Annotated in this window: 15 protein-coding genes; 6 read left to right on the top strand and 9 right to left on the bottom strand. The window is 46.8% G+C overall.

Translation table 11 applies throughout. The features are described 5' to 3' along the window. The first annotated feature begins 114 nt into the window (after positions 1–114). On the top strand, positions 115–1,419 hold the full coding sequence (locus A1OO_RS20660) for an inosine/guanosine kinase (protein WP_016961056.1): 1,305 nt from the start codon (positions 115–117) through the stop codon (positions 1,417–1,419). 196 nt (positions 1,420–1,615) lie between these two features. Here A1OO_RS20660 and asnB read toward each other — a convergent pair whose 3' ends face one another. From asnB to nagB, 5 genes are all read right to left on the bottom strand, one after another. Beyond that, positions 1,616–3,289: an asparagine synthase B gene (asnB, locus tag A1OO_RS20655; RefSeq protein ID WP_016961057.1), complete on the bottom strand. Its 1,674-nt coding sequence runs from the start codon at positions 3,287–3,289 to the stop codon at positions 1,616–1,618. A 244-nt stretch (positions 3,290–3,533) separates the two neighbouring features. After that, on the bottom strand, positions 3,534–5,102 hold the full coding sequence (locus tag A1OO_RS20650) for a cation:proton antiporter family protein (RefSeq protein WP_016961058.1): 1,569 nt from the start codon (positions 5,100–5,102) through the stop codon (positions 3,534–3,536). A 173-nt stretch (positions 5,103–5,275) separates the two neighbouring features. Continuing rightward, positions 5,276–6,493, bottom strand: coding sequence for a DNA-binding transcriptional regulator NagC (nagC, locus tag A1OO_RS20645; RefSeq protein WP_016961059.1), 1,218 nt, complete (start codon positions 6,491–6,493; stop codon positions 5,276–5,278). Positions 6,494–6,500: 7 nt separating this feature from the next. Then, entirely contained in the window at positions 6,501–7,637 is a 1,137-nt protein-coding gene (gene nagA, locus A1OO_RS20640) for an N-acetylglucosamine-6-phosphate deacetylase (protein ID WP_016961060.1), read from the bottom strand. A gap of 15 nt (positions 7,638–7,652) precedes the next feature. Then, a complete protein-coding gene (gene nagB / locus A1OO_RS20635; protein ID WP_017004279.1) occupies positions 7,653–8,453 on the bottom strand; it encodes a glucosamine-6-phosphate deaminase in 801 nt (266 codons plus the stop codon). A gap of 265 nt (positions 8,454–8,718) precedes the next feature. Here nagB and nagE point away from each other — a divergent pair, with 265 nt between their 5' ends. The 3 genes from nagE to glnS all read left to right on the top strand — a co-directional run bounded on the left by nagE (position 8,719) and on the right by glnS (position 14,786). Next, on the top strand, positions 8,719–10,215 hold the full coding sequence (nagE, locus tag A1OO_RS20630; RefSeq protein ID WP_016961062.1) for an N-acetylglucosamine-specific PTS transporter subunit IIBC: 1,497 nt from the start codon (positions 8,719–8,721) through the stop codon (positions 10,213–10,215). 95 nt (positions 10,216–10,310) lie between these two features. Next, a complete protein-coding gene (locus A1OO_RS20625) occupies positions 10,311–12,986 on the top strand; it encodes a beta-N-acetylhexosaminidase (protein WP_017004278.1) in 2,676 nt (891 codons plus the stop codon). Between the two features lie 135 nt (positions 12,987–13,121). Next, a complete protein-coding gene (gene glnS, locus A1OO_RS20620; protein WP_016961064.1) occupies positions 13,122–14,786 on the top strand; it encodes a glutamine--tRNA ligase in 1,665 nt (554 codons plus the stop codon). A gap of 182 nt (positions 14,787–14,968) precedes the next feature. Here glnS and fur read toward each other — a convergent pair whose 3' ends face one another. Next, positions 14,969–15,418, bottom strand: a complete 450-nt coding sequence (gene fur / locus A1OO_RS20615; RefSeq protein ID WP_016961065.1) for a ferric iron uptake transcriptional regulator — start codon at positions 15,416–15,418, stop codon at positions 14,969–14,971. Between the two features lie 194 nt (positions 15,419–15,612). On the opposite strand from fur, the gene A1OO_RS20610 reads away from it, so the two are divergent. Next, on the top strand, positions 15,613–16,086 hold the full coding sequence (locus A1OO_RS20610) for a DUF4442 domain-containing protein (protein WP_016961066.1): 474 nt from the start codon (positions 15,613–15,615) through the stop codon (positions 16,084–16,086). A gap of 96 nt (positions 16,087–16,182) precedes the next feature. On the opposite strand, the gene fldA is transcribed toward A1OO_RS20610, so the two are convergent. The 3 genes from fldA to A1OO_RS20595 all read right to left on the bottom strand — a co-directional run bounded on the left by fldA (position 16,183) and on the right by A1OO_RS20595 (position 17,874). Next, positions 16,183–16,710, bottom strand: coding sequence for a flavodoxin FldA (gene fldA / locus A1OO_RS20605; RefSeq protein ID WP_016961067.1), 528 nt, complete (start codon positions 16,708–16,710; stop codon positions 16,183–16,185). Positions 16,711–16,819: 109 nt separating this feature from the next. Next, on the bottom strand, positions 16,820–17,041 hold the full coding sequence (locus A1OO_RS20600; RefSeq protein WP_016961068.1) for a DUF2788 domain-containing protein: 222 nt from the start codon (positions 17,039–17,041) through the stop codon (positions 16,820–16,822). Between the two features lie 59 nt (positions 17,042–17,100). Next, on the bottom strand, positions 17,101–17,874 hold the full coding sequence (locus A1OO_RS20595; RefSeq protein ID WP_016961070.1) for an alpha/beta fold hydrolase: 774 nt from the start codon (positions 17,872–17,874) through the stop codon (positions 17,101–17,103). A gap of 100 nt (positions 17,875–17,974) precedes the next feature. Here A1OO_RS20595 and seqA point away from each other — a divergent pair, with 100 nt between their 5' ends. Beyond that, positions 17,975–18,520, top strand: coding sequence for a replication initiation negative regulator SeqA (gene seqA / locus A1OO_RS20590; protein WP_016961071.1), 546 nt, complete (start codon positions 17,975–17,977; stop codon positions 18,518–18,520). Positions 18,521–18,601 lie beyond the last annotated feature (81 nt).

The following is an 18,601-nucleotide window of genomic DNA, read 5'->3' as shown; positions in this document are numbered from 1 at the left end:
ATGTTATACCCGAGCATATGATCTGTGCTCGGGTATATTTGTAATTGGGATATTCCACCCTCAAAAATCTGTGATAGAATTCTCATTTTCGCCCCTACTACGACGCATTGAATCATGAAATTCCCAGGCCAACGCAAGTCTAAGCATTATTTTCCGGTACATGCCCGCGATCCATTGATTGTTCAAGCGAGTGAACAACGTAAGCTGAAACGTCCTCATGTTATCGGTATTGACCAAACGCTGGTTGATATTGAAGCGAAGGTGAGCGATGAATTTGTGGAAAAGTATGGGCTAAGTAAGGGCCATTCTTTGGTGATTGATGACAAGCGAGCAGAAGCGCTGTATCAAGAGCTAAAAGAAAACAACATGATCAGCCATGAGTTTGCGGGTGGCACGATTGGGAATACGCTACATAACTATTCCACGCTGGCAGATGATAAGTCGATCCTTCTGGGTGTGATGAGCCGCGATATCACCATTGGTAGCTATTCTTACCGCTACTTGTGCAACACGTCTAGCCGTATGGATCTGAATTATCTCGAAGCAGTGCAAGGCCCAATTGGTCGTTGCTATGCGCTTATCAGTGAAGAAGGCGAGCGTACCTTTGCTATTAGCGAAGGGCTGATGAATCAGCTGACACCGCAATCTATTCCTGAGCACATTTTTAAAAATGCGTCGGCACTGGTGCTAACTGCCTATTTGGTGCGTTGCAAGGAAGGCGATCCGATGCCTGAAGCGACAATGAAAGCCATTGAATACGCGAAAAAATATGATGTGCCAGTTGTAATGACCATGGGTACTAAGTACGTCATTCAAAATAACCCGCAATGGTGGCGTGAGTTCTTGGCAGAGCACGTGTCCGTGGTTGCCATGAACGAAGAAGAAGCAGAAGCACTAACCGGTGAATCTGATCCGTTAGTGGCTGCAGACAAAACGTTGGATTGGGTCGACATGGTGCTTTGCACCGCGGGCCCAATTGGCCTTTACATGGCAGGTTACACCGATGATGATGCAAAACGTGAGACCACATTGCCATTGCTGCCAGGTTCGATTGCTGAGTTCAACCGCTATGAATTCAGCCGTCCGATGATGAAAGATCAGTGCGTTAACCCAGTGAAGGTGTATTCACATATTGCGCCTTACATGGGCGGTCCAGAGCGTATCAAAAACACCAATGGTGCGGGCGATGGCGCGTTGTCAGCGGTACTGCACGATATGTCTGCAAACCGTTACCATCGCGATAACGTGCCAAACTCAAGCAAGCATGTGCATCAGTTCTTGACCTACAGTTCGTTTTCACAGGTGTGTAAGTACGCAAACCGAGTGAGTTATGAAGTGTTGGCGCAGCATTCTCCGCGCCTTTCTCGCGGCTTGCCAGAGAGAGAAGATTCTCTGGAAGAAGCTTACTGGGAGCGCTAAATCTCTGCCTTATTGGGCACTGATGCTGCGTTGATTTTATGAATGCTGTTAGTCACTGAGTGAACTAAGCTACTAAGCAGTCACCATTTCATCGCCTTGCCTTGGTGTCAAATGCGTTGAGATAACGGGTCTTTGCTAGAGACGAAAAATAAAAAACCGCCGTGATGGCGGTTTTTTTATTGGTGGATGCTGGTGTTTATGCTTTTGAGTAGGCTTCGTTGTGAACTGCTGCAATTGCGCGACCTGAAGGGTCTGCTGCGTTTTTGAAGCTTTCATCCCACTCAATGGCCTTCGCACTTGAACATGCGATTGATGGACCACCTGGTACACACTCTACTGCTGATGGCAGTGGGAACAACTCTTCAAAGATCTCACGGTAAACGTAAGCTTCTTTTGTCGTTGGCGTGTTGTAAGGGAAACGGTAGCTGGCGGTTTCCATTTGCTGATCAGAGATTTTCTCGTTAGCAACAGCTTTCAATGTATCAATCCAGCCATAACCTACGCCATCAGAGAACTGCTCTTTCTGGCGCCATGCAATCGCTTCTGGCAAGTAGTGCTCGAAACACTCACGAAGAATGTGCTTCTCCATTTTGCCGTTGCCACACATCTTGTCTGCAGGGTTCAGGCGCATTGCTACGTCGATGAACTCTTTATCGAGGAAAGGTACACGACCTTCAACACCCCATGCAGCCAGTGATTTGTTGGCGCGTGCACAGTCAAACATGTTCAGCGCAAGCAGTTTACGCACGGTTTCTTCGTGGAACTCTTTGGCATTTGGTGCTTTGTGGAAGTATAAGTAACCGCCGAAGATTTCGTCTGCACCTTCACCAGACAGGACCATTTTGATGCCCATCGCCTTGATTTTACGTCCTAGCAGATACATAGGCGTCGAAGCGCGGATGGTCGTCACGTCATAGGTTTCAATGTGATAAATCACATCACGAATCGCGTCTAAACCTTCTTGGATGGTGTACGTCATTTCATGGTGAACAGTACCAATTTGCTCAGCCACTTCACGTGCGGCTTTGAGATCGGGTGCGTCTTCAAGACCAATGGCAAAAGAGTGAAGCTGAGGCCACCATGCGGCTGATTGTCCATCATCTTCAATGCGCATTGCCGCGTAGCGTTTCGCAACTGCAGAGGTGATTGACGAGTCTAGACCGCCTGATAGCAATACACCGTAAGGTACGTCAGTCATCAACTGGCGCTTTACAGCAGCTTCCAGTGCTTCAGTCAGCTCTTCTTTGCTGGTAGAGTTGTTTTGTACGGCTGCGTACTCATTCCAATCACGAATGTAGTAGCGCTGTGGCTCTGCATCTTGAGAGCGGTAGTACGAACCTGGAGGGAATTCGCTGATGGTTTTACACACAGGCACGAGTGCTTTCATTTCTGATGCAACAAAGTAGTTGCCGTACTCATCGTAGCCTTGGTATAGCGGGATAATACCAATGTGGTCACGACCAACCAGATATTCGTCTTTATCTTCGTCATAAAGAACAAAGGCGAAAATACCATTTAGCTCTTCTAGCAGATCTGCACCCATGTCTTGGTATAACGCCAAGATGACTTCACAATCTGAATCGGTTTGAAAATCGTATTTGTCTTCGTAACGCGCACGAATTTCTTTGTGGTTGTAGATCTCACCGTTAACCGCAAGGATAAGCTTGCCATCAGGGCTATAAAGAGGTTGTGCGCCGCTGTTCAAACCAACAATAGCGAGACGTTCGTGCGCGAGAATTGCACGCTCTGATGAATAGATGCCAGACCAGTCCGGTCCACGGTGACGTAACTTCTTGGACATTTCCAAGGCAGATTCGCGTAACACTGACGCATCTGATTTAATATCTAAAATGCCAAATACAGAACACATAATTCCCTCTCAAACTTCCCTAATGCACGCATCATAAACGCGTTTCAATTTTGTATTGTCTTCAATTTGCCAATTTGATAGAAAAAAGCAACCTGTTATGAAGATAAAAATAATAAACCCGAGGTGAAGTTTAATTTCATTCACCAATATGCGGTTTTTAGTGAATGAAACATTGGTGCTGATGATTTTGTGACCGCTTTTGTGCTTGGGAGCACAAGAGTGGTCACGGATTTCAGAATGAGGCTTAAAGCAGTTGGTCTTTTACATGGCGAGCAAAACCCGCACCTGCTTCGTTGTAGATGTTATAGGCTTCGTTAACGCCAAGCGCTTTGAGTTGTTCAAGTTCATCGACGTACTTAGCAATAGCGGCGACTTTGCCGTCGAATCCTAATTGATTGATCTGCTCCATGGCCAAGGTGTTAGCTTGACTATTAGGCATCGCAAGAAGGATCAGTTCGATATGGTGAGAGGAGGTGACACGAGACCAGAAATCAGGATCTGTGGCATCACCATGAATCACATTTCTGTTGCATTCTTGATGGCTAGCGACTGAATCTTCACGCGCTTCAATGCCTAGTACTTTTGACGGAAACTCTATTGCGAGTTCATCATACGCACCACTGCCTATGCGGCCCATACCGATGATAACCACGGAAGCATCACCGAGATCGATAAGCTGATCGTTATGATGGATTCGCTCTGGTGACGGGTCGTTGAAGCGTGATGATACAGCACCGTAAATTTTATGACTGAACGTATTTAGTGGTGCAGCTAACATGAAGGACAAAGACACTGCAATGGCGATGGCGACCAAAATACTGCCGGGCATGATGCCCATTTGGTAGGCAATACCACCGACAATTAAGCCAAATTCACTGTAGTTAAACAGGGTGAGCGTGGCGAAAAGTGAGGTCCGGACACGGAATTTGAAGCCATTGAATATGACATAGTAAAGCAGGCCTTTTAATGGCAACAGTAGCAACAGCAATAGCGCAATCATCAATCCTTGCAACGTTGGCTGCTCTGACAAGCCAATATTAAGGAAAAAGCACACCAGAAAGAGTTCTTTCAAGTTGAACAGTGATTTGGCCATCTCTGATGCACGGGGATGTGCTGCCATCATCATGCCCAGAAGCAGAGCACCTAGGTCTGCTTTCATGCCAACAGCATCAAAGAACCCCGCCCCTGCGACCAACGCAAGGAAAACACCATAAAGCACTAAGACTTCACCATGACCGACGCGATCCAGTAATTTAAAGAACAACGGACGGGCCAATGGCAATGCAAATAACAGTAGAGCTTCTATACCGGGCACTTTTCCTGAGGCGATGGTCAGGAAAATAACGGCAAAGATATCCTGCATGATGAGAACGCCGATAGCTAACGTGCCGTAGGTGGCGTTCATTTCGCCTTTCTCTTGCAGGGCTTTGATGGCGAAAACGGTACTGGAAAAAGAGAGAGCAAAAGCAACAAGTACAATGTCGTTTAACGCGAGGCTTGAAAATGCGGAAAAGCCAAGTGACTTAAAGCCCATCAAGCAAAGTGAGAACAGTGCAGTTGTCATCACGTTATGGAGTGTGGCACCGAACCAAATCTCTTTATTGAGCAGAGACTTTACGTCGAGTTTGAGACCAATAGTAAACAGCAGCAAGGTAACACCCAAATCGGCTAACGTTTGGATAACGGGCGTGGAGGTGAATCCTGCTGCATGTAAGCCAAATCCAGCAATCAAGAAGCCGACGAGTGGGGGCATGTGGCAGCGCAGCATTAAAAAACCGCTGAGAAATGCGACGGCAATGATAACGAGATCCATGGTTTTGATTGTTTCCTTGCGAAAAAATAACGCGTTTAAGCCTAAGCCGGTCAAACAGGGGGCCTAACAACAGAAAATGATAAGATAAAACAAAGGCAACACGGTAAACCTGTGTTGCCTATGAAGCTAAACATAAATTAGCTTAAGCTGTGCCTAATTTGTGTAACAGAATTTTAGTCTTCGAGCAGTTTTTGAAGCAATATTCCGTTAAGCATCGCGCGTTTAACCAGCGCAAATGCGCCGAGTGTCGGTGTAGTAGAAGACAAGCTGGCTGCGACAACAGGAAGATTCTGGTGGAAGGCTCTTAGTGATTGGTTTTCTACGCAGCGTTGAATGGCTGGGAACACCACGCTTTTTGCTTCGGTAATTTCACCAGAGATCACCACTTGTTGTGGATTGAACAAGTTAATTGTCATCGCGATGGCTTTGCCTAAGTGATTACCTACCTTTACCAATACCTGACGCGCGAGTTCATCACCGGCAACAGCAGCACGACAGATGTCGGATACGTTGAGGTCTTTTTTGCCTTGCAGCATGCTTTCATGGCCTTGTGCCAAAAGCTGCTGTGCGTGCTCGATAATAGCTGGATTAGAAGCAACCGTTTCAAGACAGCCAAAATTACCACACTGACACTTCTTGCCGAGCGGGTCTATTTGAATGTGTCCGATCTCGCCAACGTTGCGGTTGTAGCCTAAAAACACTTGGCCATTAACGATGATACCTGCACCAGCACCATTGTGAACACTGACGAGTAGGGTGTCGTAGTAGTTTTTACTCACCCCGAAATAATGTTCTGCCAGTGCCTGACCCCGGGTGTCGTTTCCGATGTAACACTGCACACCAAATTCATCGCGAATTAAGTCACTTAACGGTAATTTGTCGATCGTAATATGTGGCATGTATTCGACGATACCTGTTTCGGCATCAACGAGACCGGGAAGCGAAATCGCCACGGCAATCAGTTCTTTTACAATGTCTTGTTGGCTAGCGAGGAAACTGTGAAGGTGAAAAAGAAGACCTTCAATCAGGGTTTCCTGATTGGGATAGTGAAACGCTTCGTCATGCTCGGCGAGAGGTTTGCCCGACAAGTCGAACAGTGTTAGTTCGATGCGGTCACGGCCGAGTCGTACAGCAAGAGAGTGAAAAGGGGCGCATTCGGTGGTCAACGAGATGGCTCGTCGACCTCCTGTGGACGCTTGTTGCGCGACCTCTTTAATCAGGCCGCGCTCAAGCAACTGGCGGGTAATTTTGGTAACACTTGCTGGAGCAAGACTGCTCACGTCAGCAATTTGGATTCGAGATATCGGCCCTTGTTGGTCGATAAGTCGATAAACGGCGGCACCGTTTAGCTGTTTAACCAGATCTACGTTACCAATTTGTCCGCCTGTCATAAATGTCCTAATTCAATGTATATTCGCCGTTAACTACAGTCGCTTTGACATTGAAATCGCGATCAAACACGGTCAGGTTAGCGACATATCCATTCTTGATAGCCCCTAGCTTGTCATCCATGCCGATTGCACGTGCAGGATACAAGGTTGCCATGCGGATCACTTCATCCAAAGCGATGCCTACGTGTTCGACAGAGTTTTGTACTGCTTCAATCATGGTCAATGCCGAACCGCCAAGTGTGCCATTCTCATCAACACACTTACCATCACGGTAATATACTTTCTTACCTACAAAAATAAAGTGATCCATGTCTGCTCCTGCAGGCGCTGCTGCATCAGTAACAAGAACCAGTTTCTCACCTTTCAATTTGTGGGCAATGCGAATGTTTGCATAATCTACGTGGAAACCATCTGCAATCACGCCCGTATAAACCTCCGGGGTGTCGTAGATAGCGCCAACCATACCAGGCTCGCGACCCGCAATTGGCGTCATCGCATTGAACAGGTGGGTGGCAAACGTGATACCCGCTTTAAAGCCTAGACGCGCTTCAACGTAGCTTGCGTTGGTGTGACCTGCCGATACAACGATACCTGCATCAGCCAACTGACGGATATGATCCGCTGGCGTTAATTCTGGTGCCAGCGTCACTTTCGTGACGACATCGGCATTAGCAGTGATGAAATCGATCATTGCGTCATCTGAACGACGAATGAAATCAACACTGTGAATGCCTTTTTTTGCAACATTCAGGTATGGACCTTCAAGGTGCAAACCGAGTGCTTGATGCTCGTATTGTGCTTGGTAATCACGAATCGCACTGACTGATGCCTTCATATCTTCATCAGAAGACGTGATCAGTGTTGGCAAGAAGCTGGTGCAACCAGACTTCAGGTTAGCCAGATGCATCGTGTGGATAGTGTCCGCGGTCACTTCATCGTTGAACATCACACCACCACAACCGTTGAGTTGTAGATCGATGAAGCCAGGGCTGAGATATGCGCCATCAAGTGAACGAGTTTCAATGCCTTCTGGCAATTCACTTTCAGGACAAACGTTCTGGATCAGGCCACCATCGACGATGACAGCATGATTATCCAGCACTTCGCTACCAGTAAAAATTCGGCAGTTAGTCAGTGCGTACATGAATACTTCCTTACCTTACAGGTTTTTGATGTTTTCAGCTTCTAGCTCATGGAAGTACTTAACTGTCTTCACTTTAAGCTCAGCTGTTGATGGTTCGTCACAAATCATCAGTGCTTTAGGGTGCAATTGAAGTGCAGAGACAGTCCATAGGTGGTTCACTGAACCTTCTACCGCTGCTTGCAGAGCAAGTGCTTTGTTGTGACCTGTAACCAGAATCATCACTTCTTTTGCGTCAAGCAAGGTACCTACGCCAATGGTCAGTGCGTGTTTAGGTACTTGGTTGATGTCATTATCAAAGAAACGAGAGTTAGCAATACGCGTATCTTCCGTCAAGGTTTTGATACGAGTACGTGATGAAAGTGACGATGCTGGCTCGTTAAATGCGATGTGACCGTCGTTGCCAATGCCGCCCATGAACAGATTGATTCGACCGTAAGATTTAATCTTGTCTTCGTAACGCTGACATTCTTCTTCGTGATTGTCAGTGTTTCCGTTCAATAGATTGATATTTTCTTGTTTAATATCAATGTGATTGAAGAAATTATTGAACATGAAGCTCCGGTAAGATTCTGGATGATCTGCTGGGATGCCGCAGTACTCGTCCATGTTGAACGTAACCACATCTTTAAAGCTTACTTCGCCTTGCTTATGAAGATTAATCAGTTGCTTATACGTGTTCAGTGGAGTGCCACCAGTTGGCAAACCCAGAACAAACGGACGATCTTCAGTTGGAGCAAATTTGTTAATTGCATCAACAATATAGCGTGCTGACCAAAAGCCTACTTCATGTGCGGTTTGTAAAGGGATAAGTCTCACGGTACACCTCTTAATTAATTCAAATTCAGACTATACAGCATAGTGGATTTGTATCTTAGTTTTCATCATAAAATAAGTTTTATGATGGTGCTAGCAAAAAACAGGATCTCGTATCGTTTTGAGTGACAAAAATCACAATTGCACCTGTTTTAATTTGCGGGGCGAAATTAATGGAATAAACTCCACCTGACCCACATTGGATAGTAAAAAAAGTCCCATGTTGTCATTACATCTCTGAGAAAGAACCACTATAGGGGGAACACAGGTGAATATTCTCGGTTATTTCCAAAAAGTAGGTAAAGCGTTAATGGTACCCGTTGCCACGCTTCCTGCAGCTGCAATCTTAATGGGTATCGGCTACTTTATCGATCCGACCGGTTGGGGCGCGAACAGCGTTCTGGCGGCATTCTTGATTAAAGCAGGCGCTGCAATTATCGATAACATGTCTTGGCTGTTTGCTGTAGGTGTTGCCTACGGTATGTCTAAAGACAAAGACGGCGCTGCTGCACTAGCAGGTCTGGTTGGTATGTACGTTGTTACGACGCTACTGTCGCCAGGTGCTGTTGCTCAAATTCAAAATATTGACCCAAGTGCTGTTCCAGCGGCTTTCGGTAAGATCCAGAACCAATTCGTTGGTATCTTGGTCGGTATCATGTCAGCGGAACTGTACAACCGTTTCTCAACAGTAGAACTGCACAAAGCGTTGTCGTTCTTCTCGGGCAAGCGTTTGGTTCCAATTGTTACTTCTTTTGCTGCAATCATTGTTTCTTTCATCCTGATGTACGTATGGCCAACTGTTTACGGTGGTCTGGTTAACTTCGGTGAAGGTATTCAGGGCATGGGCGAACTGGGTGCAGGTATCTATGCATTCTTTAACCGTCTTTTGATCCCAGTGGGTCTGCACCACGCTCTGAACTCAGTATTCTGGTTCGATGTTGCTGGCATTAACGATATTCCTAACTTCCTGGGTGGCGCTAAGTCTCTGGCTGAAGGTACTGCAACTGTTGGTGTAACAGGTATGTACCAAGCGGGCTTCTTCCCAATCATGATGTTTGGTCTGCCAGGTGCAGCGCTAGCTATCTACCACACGGCTAAGCCTGAGAACAAAGAAAAAGTAGCATCTATCATGATCGCTGCTGGTTTCGCATCGTTCTTTACCGGTGTAACAGAACCTCTTGAATTCTCATTCATGTTCTTGGCTCCTGGTCTGTATGTGCTTCACGCACTTCTGACTGGTATCTCTGTATACATCGCTGCATCTATGCAGTGGATTGCAGGTTTCGGTTTCTCTGCAGGTCTTGTTGACATGTTCTTGTCTACACGTAACCCGCTGGCTGTTAACTGGTACATGCTTATCGTTCAAGGTCTGGTTTTCTTCGGTGTTTACTATGCCGTGTTCCGCACCGCGATTGTTAAGTTCAACCTGAAAACGCCTGGTCGTGAAGACCTAGATGACGACGCTGAATCAAATGGTGTTGAAGCATCTAAAGAAACCAGCATCCTGGCTCGCCAGTATCTTAAAGCGTTGGGCGGTCACGACAACCTGACGACTATCGATGCATGTATTACTCGTCTACGTCTGACTGTTAAAGATGGCGCTCAGATCGACGAGAAAACACTGAAAGCACTAGGTGCGATGGGTGTTGTTAAATTGGGCACCAATAACCTGCAGGTTATCTTGGGTCCTTTGGCAGAAATCGTTGCTGGCGAAATGAAAAAAGTCGGCACAACTGAAGACTTGACGGAAATCAAACTGCCTTAATTAAATTATACTGACTAAACAGTCAATATAGCCGGCCCTTAGCGGGGTCGGCTTTTTTTGGGCCGAATTCGGCTAAATCGTAGGGAAAAATACAAATGAATAAGACATTTAAGATGGGAATCTTATCTGCAGCGGTTGCTGCAGGTCTGGCTGGTTGTGGCGTTCTGCCTTCTGGCTCTGCACAACAAGCAACGGTAGATGCATTGGCTTCTCAGCTGAACATTAGCTACGACGTTCAAACCAACCATGGTGCGCAAGAAGGTCTAGCATGTCAGGACATGGGCGCTGAGTGGGCATCTTGTAACAAAGTAAACATGACGGTTGTTAATGAAGGCGATGCCGTTGCTAGCAACGATTGGACAATCTATCTGCACAGCATTCGTGTGTTCCTAGATGTCGCAAGTGACGACTTCACGATTGAACACCTAACGGGTGATCTTTACGCGCTGACGCCAACACAATCTTTCGATGGTTTCGCGGCTGGCGAAAAAATCGAAATTCCCCTGATTGCGGAATACTGGCAGTTGTTTGAAACTGACTTTATGCCACGTGCGTATGTTGTTGCTGGTGATGCAACACCAAAAACCATCGCTTCAATGGACACTGAAAACGTTGATGCATTTGTTGCTGAAATCGATGGGAACAAGTGGAAACGCACGCCTGAAGACAACAATATCTTGGCAACCGCGGCATCGCGCTTTGCAAAAAACAGCGATGTAGCGCAACTGTCGGATGGTGCGATTGAAGCATCTATTATCCCAACACCACTGAAAACTAAGCAAATGCGTGGCGCTCTGCATGTTACGTCTGGCTTTGCCGTGACGAACAATGCCCTTGATGCTGACCAATTGGCGGCATTTGAAGATCGTGCAGCGCTTTTGGGTGTCAACGTAGACGGTGATATCGCACTTAACATCAATGTTGATGCGACAGCATTTAGCGGCGAAGAAGCGGTATCGGGTGCATACAAGCTAGCAGTGAATGCAGCTGGTGTTGATGTTCTTGGTTTTGACCGTGTAGGTGCATTCTACGGTTTGCAATCACTGATGGCATTGATGGACAAAGACGACAGCGGCATGCTGCCATGGGTTGCGATTGAAGATGCCCCTCGCTTTGAATACCGCGGTGTGATGGTTGACGTTGCGCGTAACTTCCACTCAAAAGAAGCCATGCTGCGCACGATTGATCAGATGGCGGCGTACAAGCTGAACAAACTGCACCTTCACCTGACTGATGACGAGGGCTGGCGACTAGAGATCCCAGGCCTGCCAGAACTGACAGAAGTCGGCGCGGATCGTTGTCATGATTTGTCTGAAACCTCATGTCTTCTGCCACAACTGGGTTCAGGTCCAACAACTGAAAACTTCGGTTCAGGTTTCTTCTCTAAAGCGGATTACATGGAAATCCTGCGCCATGCGAAGGCACGCGGTATTGAAGTGATCCCTGAAATCGATATGCCAGCTCACTCTCGTGCAGCCGTTGTTTCTATGGAAGCACGCTACAGCAAGTATGCAGAGCAAGGCGATCTGGCTAAAGCAGAAGAGTTCCGTCTGATGGATCCGTTGGATACATCAAATGTGACGACGGTTCAGCTTTATGACAAGCGCAGCTTCATCAACCCATGCATGGATTCATCAGTGAACTTCGTGGACAAAGTGATCACCGAAGTTAAAGCCATGCACGCGGAAGCAGGTATGCCTCTGACGACGTGGCATTTTGGTGGTGACGAAGCGAAGAACATCAAGCTAAACGCAGGTTTCCAAGACGTGAATGCAGCAGAGCCTGTTTCTTGGAAAGGTAACATTGATCTGAGCAAGGAAGACAAGCCTTTCGCTAAGTCGCCAGTGTGTCAAAAAGCGATTGCAGAAGGTGTGGCAGAAGATTTCGGTCACCTGCCAAGCTACTTTGCTGAGCGCGTAAGCAAGGTGGTTGCGGCGCATGATATTCCTAACTTCCAAGCGTGGCAGGATGGCCTGAAGTATTCGAAAGATGCATCAGCATTTGACACTGACAACGTTCGCGTTAACTTCTGGGACGTTCTGTACTGGGGCGGAGACGCATCGGCTTACGAGTGGGCGAATAAGGGTTATGACGTGATCGTGTCAAACCCAGACTACGTTTACATGGATATGCCTTACGAGGTTGATCCAAAAGAACGTGGTTACTATTGGGCAACCCGTGCTACTGATACGCGTAAAATGTTTGGCTTTGCACCAGAAAACTTGCCACAGAACGCTGAAACATCAGTAGACCGTGATGGTAATGGCTTTAACGGCAAAGGCACTGTGGAATCGAAAGGCTTCCACGGTTTGTCTGCGCAGCTATGGAGCGAAACCGTTCGTACTGACGAGCAGTATGAATTCATGGTGTTCCCGCGTGTCATTGCTGCTGCAGAACGCGCATGGCATAAAGCAGATTGGGAATTGGACTACCAAGCGGGTAAAGCCTTTAACCTTGATACCGACCACGTAAACAAAGACGCTCAGTTGCAAGATTGGACACGCTTTGCAAACGTAATGGGTCAACGTGAAATGGCGAAACTGGACGCGGCGGGTATTCAATACCGTATCCCAGTTCCTGGCGCTATGATTGAAGCAGGTAAACTGCACATGAACATCAGCATGCCTGGCCTGCCACTTCAGTACTCTGTAGACGGCGGTGAAACGTGGGCTGATTACGCTGCACCTGTTACCGTGTCCGACGCAAGCAATGTAAAAGTACGTGCATTGAGTGCTGACAAACAACGTGAAGGCCGTGTAGTGTCACTATAACGACACCTTATGACTCAGAAGCCCGCTATATGCGGGCTTTTTTTCGTCTCGACGTTCTGTAGAGGTTGAGTAAAACCTCGTGATCGTGGATCATTGACTTAATTTCATGTAGTTCTTCCTACGAGGTATTTTTTGATGAGTGAGTCTGAGGCTCGTCCAAGCAACTTTATCCGTCAAATCATCGATAAAGATTTGGCTGGTGGTGTTCATACAACAGTTCATACGCGTTTCCCTCCGGAGCCGAATGGGTATCTTCACATTGGTCACGCGAAGTCGATCTGTTTGAACTTTGGTATTGCTAAAGACTATCAAGGTCAATGTAACCTGCGTTTTGACGATACGAACCCAGAAAAAGAAGACATCGAATTTGTTGAATCAATCAAAAGCGATGTGAACTGGCTGGGTTTCCAATGGAGCGGCGAAGTGTGTTATTCGTCTGGCTACTTTGACCGTTTGCACGGTTATGCCGTCGAATTGATCGAGAAAGGCTTGGCGTATGTGGAAGAGCTGAGTGCAGATGAAATCCGTGAATATCGCGGAACATTGACTGCACCGGGTAAGCACAGCCCATACCGTGAACGTAGCGTTGAAGAGAACTTGGCACTGTTCGACAAAATGAAGAACGGTGAATTCGCAGAAGGTAAAGCTTGCCTACGCGCGAAAATCGATATGGCGTCGCCGTTCATGGTGATGCGCGATCCTGTATTGTACCGAGTGCGTTTTGCCCACCATCACCAAACCGGTGATAAGTGGTGCATCTACCCAATGTATGACTTTACACATTGTATCTCTGATGCGCTTGAAGGCATTACACACAGCTTGTGTACGTTGGAATTCCAAGATAACCGTCGTCTGTACGATTGGGTATTGGAAAATATCACCATTGAGTGTCAACCGCGCCAGTATGAGTTCAGCCGCCTGAATCTTGAATACACCGTGATGTCTAAGCGTAAACTTAGCCAATTGGTGAGTGAAAATCTGGTCCATGGCTGGGATGACCCGCGTATGCCAACGATCTCAGGTCTACGTCGTCGTGGTTACACGCCAACGTCTATTCGTGAGTTCTGTAAGCGCATTGGTGTCACCAAGCAAGAGAACACGATTGAGATCGGCTCTCTTGAGTCTTGTATTCGTGATGACTTGAACGACAATGCACCGCGTGCCATGGCCGTTCTCGATCCTATTAAGCTGGTGATTGAAAACTTCGATGGTGAGATTGAAACCTTGTCAGCGCCGAATCACCCGAACAAACCAGAAATGGGTGAGCGCCATGTGCCGTTCAGTCGTGAAATCTGGATTGAAGCTGAAGATTTCCGCGAAGAAGCGAATAAGAAATACAAGCGACTGGTACTAGGTAAAGAAGTGCGTCTGCGTAATGCATACGTGGTGAAAGCTGAGCGTTGTGATAAAGACGCAGATGGCAAGATCACGACGGTTTACTGTACTTACGATCCAGAAACCTTGGGTAAAGATCCAGCGGATGGCCGTAAAGTTAAAGGCGTAATTCACTGGGTATCTGCAGATGCAGGTTTACCAGCTGAAATCCGTCTTTATGATCGCTTGTTCACTGTGCCAAATCCTGGTGCTGCTGATGATTTCGCTGCAACAATCAACCCTGAGTCACTGACTGTGGTTCATGGCTTTGTTGAGCCTAGCCTAAAAGCAGCGGCTGCTGAGCAAGGTTATCAGTTTGAGCGCATGGGCTATTTCTGCACAGATCGTAAAGACAGCTCGGAAGATGCACTGGTCTTTAACCGCACCGTGGGTCTTCGTGACACTTGGGCGAAAATTGACGGCTAATACCAACCAGAAGCAGTACTCAGTCATTCTTGCCAATTATTACTGCGCAAATTTATGACCGCTTACTTAATCCGATTGGTGTATCACCCGTAGTAAACAAAAAAACCGGAGCATAAGCTCCGGTTTTTTATGCTTGTTATTTTAGTGACTAAAACAGACAGAGGCTGAATTACAAAGGTGACTTAAGAGCGTGCATCGTGCAGCGTTTCATCAGTCTTACAGTCGCCTTCGATGCAGTGACCATAGAGATATAAGCTATGGTTTGTCAGACGTACATTGAAGCGAGTCGCAATTTCTCTTTGACGTTGTTCAATGACTTCATCTGTGAATTCAATCACTTTTCCGCAATCTAAACACACCAAATGGTCGTGATGCTGCTGCGTTGCGAGCTCAAATACTGATTTACCACCTTCAAAGTGGTGACGGGTGACAATCCCAGCATCGTCAAACTGGTTTAGAACACGATAAACGGTAGCAAGGCCAATCTCCTCGCCAATATCAATCAATTTCTTATAGAGATCTTCGGCGCTGATATGCTGACAGTCCGGTTGTTGCAGGACTTCTAGGATTTTTAATCGTGGCAACGTGACTTTCAGTCCTGCGTCTTTCAGTGCCTTGTTATTATCTGACATCCGGTTCTTCCTACGTAATTGCTTTTTTCCCTGTAATTGTGAGAACGGGAAAAGTTGTGTGTTAGCGTAACAAATGTGATAAGTCGCCGCCAGTGTCACGCGATAAATAACTGACCTAATTGGTTGGTTTTGCGGCTTGTTGTTGTTAAGCAAAAATGGCACGATAAACTGGTTAGACCAGAAAGGGAGTTACTGTGTATAAATACTACAAACCAGGGATAGTGAAATTTGCGCTTAACTGCTGGCCACCATTTTGGGGGGCTGGCATTAAAATTCTAGAGATCAGCGATGATTTTCGTTTTGTTAAAATGCGTTTAAAGCTTCGCTGGTGGAATAAAAATGCCAACCGTACTCAGTATGGTGGCAGTATTTTTTCAATGACAGATCCAACTTATGCCCTGATGTTGATGGGGATTTTGGGTGAAAAATACTTTGTTTGGGACAAAGAAGCGGACATTAACTTCATCAAACCAGGTTCGTCGGATTTGTTTGCAGAATTTGTTATCTCGGAAGAAACAATTACTTCCATTCAGCACGCAACGGCCAGCGGCGACAAGGTGTTTCCCGAATTTGTTGTCAATGTTGTTGATGAGGGTGGCGAAGTCGTCAGTCGTGTCAGGCGGGTGCTGTATGTGCGAAAAAAGCCGAAGTACCGTCAAGAGCCTTAAGCATTTATCCAAACATCACGAATTTGCGAGGCTACACAAATAGCAGGCATAAAAAAACGCGCTCGGGGCGCGTTTTTTTGCCGCCGGAGGAGGGAATTAACCTTCCAATTCCGACAAGCACATTTCTTCGTGGATTTGTTTAACCCAAGTTTCAACGCGCTGTGTAGTTAGCTCTGGTTGGCGGTCTTCATCAACACATAGGCCAACAAAGTGGCTATCATCTACCAAGGCTTTCGATGCTTCAAACTCGTAGCCTTCAGTCGGCCAATGGCCAATGATAGTGCCACCTTTAGTCTCAACGATGTCACGAACGGTGCCCATCGCATCACAGAAATACTCTGCGTAGTCTTCTTGATCACCACAACCAAAAATCGCAACGAGTTTGGTTGAGAAATCAACTTGCTCAAGCTCTGGGAAAAAGTCGTCCCAGTCACACTGCGCTTCACCGTAATACCACGTTGGGATACCCAGTAACAGCAGGTCGAAGTTGTTGATGTCTTCTTTGCTGCTCTTAGCAATATCCTGAACGTGTACCAGTTGTTTACCCAGTTGTTTTTGAATCATCTTGGCGATAGCTTCAGTGTTACCTGTATCGCTGCCAAAGAAGAGACCTACGCTCGCCATAATAGAGAATACCTGTTTTCTGTTAGTCGAGATGCAATATACACATCCCAAATTCTAAAGTGTAGAAGAAGGGCAAGCCTTCTTGCTGTTTTGGGTAAGATGCTGACAATCAGCCGATGCCTGCGCCTTCCCAGAAAAACTGAATCACGCCTTTGGTAATGAAACCTGCGCAACCTAAGAAAAGTACCAGCCAAACAATACGTCGGCCAAAAGGCGGTACGTTCCCTTCCTTTAAAACGTCCTTGATTGCCATGCCGATGAAGAAGAAGATTGCTGCAAACAGCAGATCAAGTCCTATCGTTTCGAGCAATTCAAAATGCTCGTACAGCATTTCCCTCTCCTTTCGGAACCTATTTCGTCGCGCACTATATCACAACTCAGACCGGTCTGTTAACGCCCTGACTTTGTTAAAAAGCGAGTGATCACACGGGCAACTGTGTCGGGTTTTTCAGCGTGCAACCAATGTCCGGTATTCGCAATCACGTGCGCTTTTGCTTGAGGAAATTGGCGCTCGATGTCATCACGATGTTGCGCTGAAATGTAATCCGAATCCGCACCTTTCATAAATAACGTGTCACCGTCGAACTTGCCACTCGCGGGCCAGCCAGTAATGTCACTGTAGTTCACTTCCAATGCGTTAACGTTGAAGCGCCACCCAAACTCTCCGTTCTCTTGCTTTGCCAGTGACTTAAGTAAGAATTGGCGGACGCCGGGCTCTTGAATATGCTCTGCTAAACGCGCTTCCGCCTCTTTTCTATTTGAGATGGGGGATTGCACAGAAGCATTTAAACCCGAAAAAACGGCATCGTGTCGACGGACTTGGTAAGCGACGGGCGCAATATCCATGACCACCAATTGATCAACAAGATCGGGGCAGGTGATGGCAAGCATCATCGCGACTTTACCCCCCATGGAGTGACCGACGACGGAGACGCGATCAAGGCCTTGTTGAAACAAGAACTCTTTCACTGCATTAGCTTGTGAAAGGTAGTCTACCTGTTCAGAGCGTGGCGACTGTCCATGGTTCGGCAGATCAATTTGATAGACCTTATAATGCTCAGCCAATACGCGTGCGAGTCCCCCTAGGTTGTCCAGACTGCCAAAAAGTCCGTGGATCAACAGCAAAGGGTGTCCTTCTCCTTGGATCTTGTAGTTCAAAAACACCGTTCTTTTCTCTCAATATGAATCGTTTGCCGTAGAGTATACCTGTCTAACTCTGTATAATCGCCCCGTTGAATTGTAATTAGGACACGATGATCAAACGATGAAGACAATTGAGGTTGATGAAGAGCTATACCGGTACATTGCCAGCCAAACGCATCACATTGGCGAAAGTGCATCGGACATCCTGCGCCGCCTGTTAATGGCACCGCAGATGGAGCAAGAACCCGTTGCGACATTGACTCCCGCTAATAAGCCAAAGGGAATTGTTGTCAGCAAAGATGCGGGAAAACACGATTCTGTGGATCGCGTTAAAGAAATGCGCTCATTGTTGATCTCTGACGAATTTGCAGCGCAAGAAAGAGCGATCGGACGTTTTATGCTTGTTCTGTCAACACTTTATCGTATTGATGGTCCAGCGTTTTCAGAGGTTACTGCGTTGAAAGGCCGTACTCGCGTTTACTTCGCTGATAACGAGCAAACCTTGCTAGAAAGTGGCAAAACAACGAAACCTAAGCACATTCCGAGCACCCCGTTTTGGGTGATCACCAATACGAATACCGGTCGTAAGCGCCAGATGGTTGAGCAGCTGATGACTAAAATGGGTTTTGCTAGCGACATTACTGAAAAAGTTGTTGGCGAAATCTAAGTATATCGCAATAAATCACATCGAAATGCTTACTGCGAATACATAAGATCGAATAGAGGCTCTGTCATTGACGAGCCTCTT

The organism is Enterovibrio norvegicus FF-33 (genome assembly GCF_000286835.2).
GTDB lineage: Bacteria > Pseudomonadota > Gammaproteobacteria > Enterobacterales > Vibrionaceae > Enterovibrio > Enterovibrio norvegicus_A.
This window is presented reverse-complemented; position numbering and strand designations above follow the sequence as displayed.